This is a genomic window from Arthrobacter sp. CC3 (genome assembly GCF_039907775.1).
Classification (GTDB): Bacteria; Actinomycetota; Actinomycetes; order Actinomycetales; family Micrococcaceae; genus Arthrobacter.
In genome coordinates this window covers 1-5,628 of record NZ_JARCCY010000086.1, presented here as the reverse complement: position 1 = coordinate 5,628, position 5,628 = coordinate 1, and the positions used below count along the sequence as shown (strand labels likewise).

The 5,628-nt window shown below is 66.9% G+C and carries 3 protein-coding genes; all 3 read right to left on the bottom strand.

All coding sequences use genetic code 11. The annotated features are described in order from the left end of the window. Positions 1–167: 167 nt before the first annotated feature. The 3 genes from PV761_RS23985 to PV761_RS23975 all read right to left on the bottom strand — a co-directional run bounded on the left by PV761_RS23985 (position 168) and on the right by PV761_RS23975 (position 5,470). Positions 168–3,308 (bottom strand): glycoside hydrolase family 2 TIM barrel-domain containing protein, encoded by a 3,141-nt coding sequence (locus PV761_RS23985; protein ID WP_347900020.1) that lies wholly within the window; start codon positions 3,306–3,308, stop codon positions 168–170. Positions 3,309–3,508: 200 nt separating this feature from the next. After that, positions 3,509–4,267, bottom strand: a complete 759-nt coding sequence (locus PV761_RS23980; protein WP_347900019.1) for a glucose 1-dehydrogenase — start codon at positions 4,265–4,267, stop codon at positions 3,509–3,511. A gap of 177 nt (positions 4,268–4,444) precedes the next feature. Then, entirely contained in the window at positions 4,445–5,470 is a 1,026-nt protein-coding gene (locus tag PV761_RS23975) for a LacI family DNA-binding transcriptional regulator (protein WP_347900018.1), read from the bottom strand. Between the last annotated feature and the right edge of the window lie 158 nt (positions 5,471–5,628).

Genomic DNA, 5,628 nt, shown 5'->3' with positions numbered 1-5,628 from the left:
GTCGCTATCTTTCCGCATCAGCGGCGGCGACTCGAATTACTTTACACGACCAGAGGACCCCGCACAAATCCACCCGCGAACGGTGGGACTGGGCCGGAAACCTGCGGAATTCCGCGGTTTTCCGGCCGATCTTGCCCTCTTGGGATGCCCCACGGCACCGAAACGGCTTATGTGGACTGAGTCACAGCAAATACGAACGTAAAGTCAGCCTCCCGCGGCGTCAGCCGGTAGCCCTCCAATACGCCCGGGCCGCAGGCGGCGGTTCCGATCCCGTGCACGGCGTGGTCGAGGTACACGTAGCTGCGGCCGTCCGGAACAAGGTCCGGCCGGTGGTTTGCGGTATCCAGTACATCCAGGCTGTACGGGCGCACGGTGAGTGCGAAGGGCTCACCCGCTATGGTGAGCCGGCCGCCGTCGAGCTCCAACCCTGCCGCGTGCACACCGGAACGGGCGCCGGACTCCTGGGGCCGGACGTATTCGACGTCCATGTCGGCCGCCGGCATGCGATGCCAGCCAAGCCTGGTGCCCTGGCCCGTATCCGGGTAGCTCTGATGCGGCCCCTGGCCGAACCACTCCACGGACTCCGCCACTGAGCCCAGCACGAGTTCCACGCCTATCCGGGCCCACGGCACTGGCCGGCCGGCGTTGACCCACGAACCGTCGGGCCGGACCGATGTCCGAAGGCTGATGGTGGACCCGTCACTGGTCCAGACGTATTCGGCGAGGACACCGAACTGCTTGCCCGCGGCAGCAACCCGTGTCCGCACCACCAGTTCTTCGCCGCCGTCTGCCGAGGGGCGGGAGGAGATGCCCACCAGCCGCGGATGCATCCGGTTGAGCCCCGCGTCCAGCCACTGTGTGGCCACAGGACGCGGATCCGGGCTGCCCCACTCCGCGCCGAGATCGTTGTCCGTGGGTGCACGCCACAGCAGCAGCCGGAACCCCTCGACCGCAGTCTCGCCCAGCCGGATGAGCGAACCCGATGTCCGTTCGAAGACAGCCGGTCCCAGGCGGAGGAAATCACCGTCCACGTCCACGCCGGCCGCGGCCGCCGGCGCAGGGGCCACCCGCACGTTGGCTGACGCCTGGCCCCAGGCAACTTCGTGGCCTGCCTCCGCCCACACTGCGTCGTTTGCGAGCACCGCGCTGACCGTCAGCACCGCCGGTGCCTGCGCCGCCAGCCCCGGCGCCTGATCACCCGCCGCCGGCGCGTGCGCGGCACGTTCCAGCAGTCCGGGCGGCAGCTGGATACCGGCAGATTCGTGCGGCGCCACGGGCGCGACGTCAACACGACCGCCGTCGACCGTCACGCCGTCGGCCTCCACGGTGTAGCGGAACTCAAGCCCCGACGTGTCGGCGAAATCGAAGCGGTTGGTGATCGAGAACGCGGACCAGTCCCCGGCCACCTCAATGGCCAGCGGCTCGATGACTTTCTTGAAATCCAGGAGGCCCGGGCGGGGGACGCGGTTGGCGTCCACGAGGCCGTCCGTGACGAAGTTGCCGTCGTGGACTTCCTCGCCGAAGTCGCCGCCGTACACGAAGTACTCCGTGCCGTCCGGGCCCGTGCGGGTGATGCCGTGCTCCAGCCATTCCCACACGAAGCCGCCCATGAGCCTGGGGTGGCGATGAAAGAGCTCCTGGTACTCGGACATGCCGCCCGGCCCGTTGCCCATGGCGTGGACGTACTCGCACAGGACAAAGGGCATTGCACGGCGCCGCGCGTCCAGCTCCGCATCGTCCAGGGGAGGTTCCACGCCCTGGCCGATCAGCGCCGTCTCAGCCTGGCTGGCGTACATCCGCGAGTAGACGTCCACGTACGCCGAGCTCCAGTCGCCCTCATAGTGGATGGGCCTGGACGGGTCGCGGAGTTTGGTCCAGCGGGACATCGCCGCCAGGTTCTCGCCCGTGCCTGCCTCATTGCCCAGGGACCACATGATCACCGAGGCGTGGTTCTTGTCCCGTTCCACAGTCCGGGACATCCGGTCGAGAAGGGCCGGCTGCCACTGCGGATCCGCGCTGGGGTTCTGTTTCCAGCCGCCCTCTTCGAAACCGTGCGTTTCAAGATCGCACTCAAGCACAACGTAGAAGCCGAGCCGGTCCGCCAGCGCCAGGAAATCCGGATGCGGCGGGTAATGCGAAGTCCGGATGGCGTTGATATTGTGCTGCTTCATCAGCCGCAGCTCGCTCTCCATGACGTCCCTCGGGACCACGCGGCCCAGCTTGGGATGGTTCTCGTGGCGGTTGACGCCGCGGAGCAGGATCCGCTGGCCGTTCACTTTGAACTGCGCGTCCTCGATAACGATGCTCCGGAAGCCGATCTGCACCGCAACGGTCTCCCCCGGCCCGCCCGTGGTGGCTGTGCTGACGGTGGCGTCGTACAGCCGCGGCATTTCTGCCGACCACGGCGAAATCCCCGGGATCCGGTGTTCGTCCCCGGCGGGCAGTTCCAGCCCCAGTTCCGGAACGCGCACGACGGCGGCAATCGCCTTACCAGCCCGGCTCGCCTCAACGCGCAGGATGCCTTCGCCGGTGTGATGATCAAAGTCCGCGTGGACGAAGACGTCGTCGATTCCGTCCGCCGGCCGCGCCCGCAGCGTCACGTCGCGGAAGATGCCCGGCAGCCACCACATGTCCTGGTCCTCGACGTAGCTGGCCGCCGAGAACTGCGCCACCTGTACTGCCAGCACGTTCCTGCCCGGCACCAGGACGCCCGAGGCATCGAATTCGTGGGCAAGCCGGCTGCCGCGCGTGGTGCCCAGCAACGTGCCGTTCAGCCATACCGTCCCAGCGGACTCAATCCCGTCGAAACGGATCACCGCGGAGGGGAAGAACTCCGGACCTGCCTCAAACTCGCGGAAGAGGTCACCGACGGGGTTGGCGTCCGGAACGTGCGGCGGTTCCACGGCGAAAGGGAACTGAACGTTGGTGTACCAGGGCGTTCCGTGGCCGTGCATGGGCCAGCTCGAGGGCACCGGCAGGTCGCCGAAATCCGCACTGGCTCCGCCTGTCTGCCAGCCGTCCTGTGGCGCCTGCCGGATGCCGGCGTGAAGCCTGCACTTCCACACGCCGTTCAGCGTCAGGCGTGGCGCATCGCTCTCGAGGTAGGCCCGTGCCGGCTTCGTACCCTGCGCGGGAGCCACCGACGCCAGATCAGCGACCTGCTGGGCGGCAACGTCCAGGCGCTGCTCGGGGGCAGCAGCCGCCGGCTGTACCGGGGCCAGTCCGGCGACGTTGTCGGCGCGGTCGGCAGCGTCGACGACGGAGCTTGCTGCGGAGGTTGGGCTGGCGGTTGTGGGCTCAACGGGCATAGCGGTCCTCGGATTTGGGGTCGGTTCCAGTACAGAGCGCGCGGCGCACGTGTGCGTTATCGCAGTTTCGTGAACGTTCACGGTCCAATCGATCCTACGCCAACGGAGCGTGCTTGAAAAGGGGCCCGGAGCCCTTGGGCTCCGCCAAATTCCGGCCTCCCGCCCGCAGTGGCCCGCGGGTCTTTCCCTCTCGGATTCGGTTAGTCCGGCGAGCCGCCAGCAACCTCAGGCGACACAGTCCCGGCGGTATCACCGCCGTCGATCACGAACTCCGCGCCTGTAACAAAAGAGGATTCGTCCGAGGCCAGGTACACCACCAGATCGGCTACGTCCCGCGGCTGGCCGATCCGGTGCAGCGGCACGTGGTCCGTGTCGAACGTCATGCCGGCGGTCATGGGCGTCTCGATGACGCCGGGGTGCACCGAGTTCACGCGCGTTCCGGATCCTCCGAGGTCCAGGGCCGCGCTCTTCGTCAGTCCGCGGACACCCCACTTGGACGCGGTATACCCGGAGAGGCTTTCGTAGCCGCGGATGCCGGCGATCGACGAAATGTTGATAATCGAGGCGGTTCCGCTCAACGCCAGGGACCGGGCCGCCGCCTTGATGCCGTTGAAGACGCCGGTCAGGTTGACGTCGATGATCCTGGCCCATTCTTCATGGGAATACTCATCAATCCGGCCAAAGTTCACAATGCCGGCGTTGTTGACCAGCACGCTGAGACTGCCGAACTCGGTGACGGCGGCATCAACCGCCCGCTGCCAGTCCGTTGGGCTCGTCACGTCGAGGTGCACGAAGCGGGAATCGCCTCCCAGCCTCGCTGCCAGTTCGGCTCCCTCCTGGTCCAGGACATCACCGACGATCACCCTGGCGCCCTCTTCAAGCATCCGTTCAGCTATGGCTGCACCGATCCCGCGTGATCCGCCGCTGATGAGGCCCACTTTGCCATCCAGCCGTCCCATCCCTGCTCCTGTCCACGAGTTGGCCTCGAGCCGCCGAAATGCGGCGCGTCCGGCGGGGCTTCGGCAGACCGGGACGGCTGCGTTAGTCCCGTTTCAGCTTGACGGTTAGCCGCTCCGGCCGAAAGGGCACTTTGACTCATCTTGGCCAAGCGATCCGTGTGTAGCAGCAGAATGGCGTCAGGCAGAATCCCTGAGCACCAGCCGATGCTTCAAGGTCAGCCGCGATTCCTCGGATCCGGGCGTGATTGAACCGGACAGCAATCCATCAAGGAGTTCGACGGCGGCCCGTCCGACCTCTCGGAGGTCCAGTGCCAGGGTGCTGAGCTGGGGCGTGAGGAGTTCTCCGAGGGGGATTCCGTCCATGCCCATCACCGCACAGTCTTCCGGTACCCGAAGTCCGGCGTCGGCCGCCGCTTTCAGGACGCCGGCGGCCATCAGATCGTTGAAGACCAGGATCCCGTCGGTTTCCGGGCGGGCCCTGAGGAACGCCGCCGAGGCCGCCTTTGCCGCCTCTGCTGTCTCTTCGGCGAAGAACGGGGACCAGGACATCCCGGCCTCGTCCAGTCGCCCCGCCACGGCCTTTCCGCGGGCGGTGCCGGGAACTTCCTTGCCGCCGGTCGGAGCGGACCCCGCCTCCAGATAGGCGACGTGCTGCCGTTTCGTGTGGATCAGTCGGTCCGCGGCCAGTTGTGCGGCGTGGTCGTACTCGAAGTTGATGCTGCCGGCTGCGCCGCCAGGAGCCTCATCCAGGACGACGAGCGGACGCCTGCCCAGGAAGGACTGCGCCTGGTCGGCGTAGCCGCCAAGGTAGCCAATGACGGCGTCCACCTGGGGTGCCAGGTGCTCGACGGCGTCCAGGCCGCTGCGGCCGCCGTGACCATAGTCGTCGACCACCACATGCCAACCGCGGAGTGTGGCCAATTCCACGACGCTGGAGGCAAAAGCAGGGTAATACGGGTTGGTGAGATCTGGAATCGCCAGGCCAACTGATGTCCTGGCCCCCTGGACGAGGCCCTTGGCGAAGCGGCTCGGGGTGTAGCCCAGCTCCTGCGCCAACTCCTGTACCCGTTGACGGGTGGATTCCTTGATCCCCGGCATGCCGTTCATTGCACGCGTGACGGTCTGGCGGGAAACACCGGCAGCCGCGGCGACGTCTAGGATTGTGGCCCGCTTGGCAGGGTACCCGGACGGTGTGTGGCTCATGAAGTGTAAGTCTAGAGGCACAGCGGGCGAGGGTTCGTCTGAGGGGCCCGGGAAGTGCGGGTGGGTTGCCCCTGGGGGTTCTGTGTGTGGTGGTTAAAGTGGGAGAGCCCCAACCGTGTGGTTGGGGCTCTCGACCTGAATGGTGTTCCGGCGGTGAC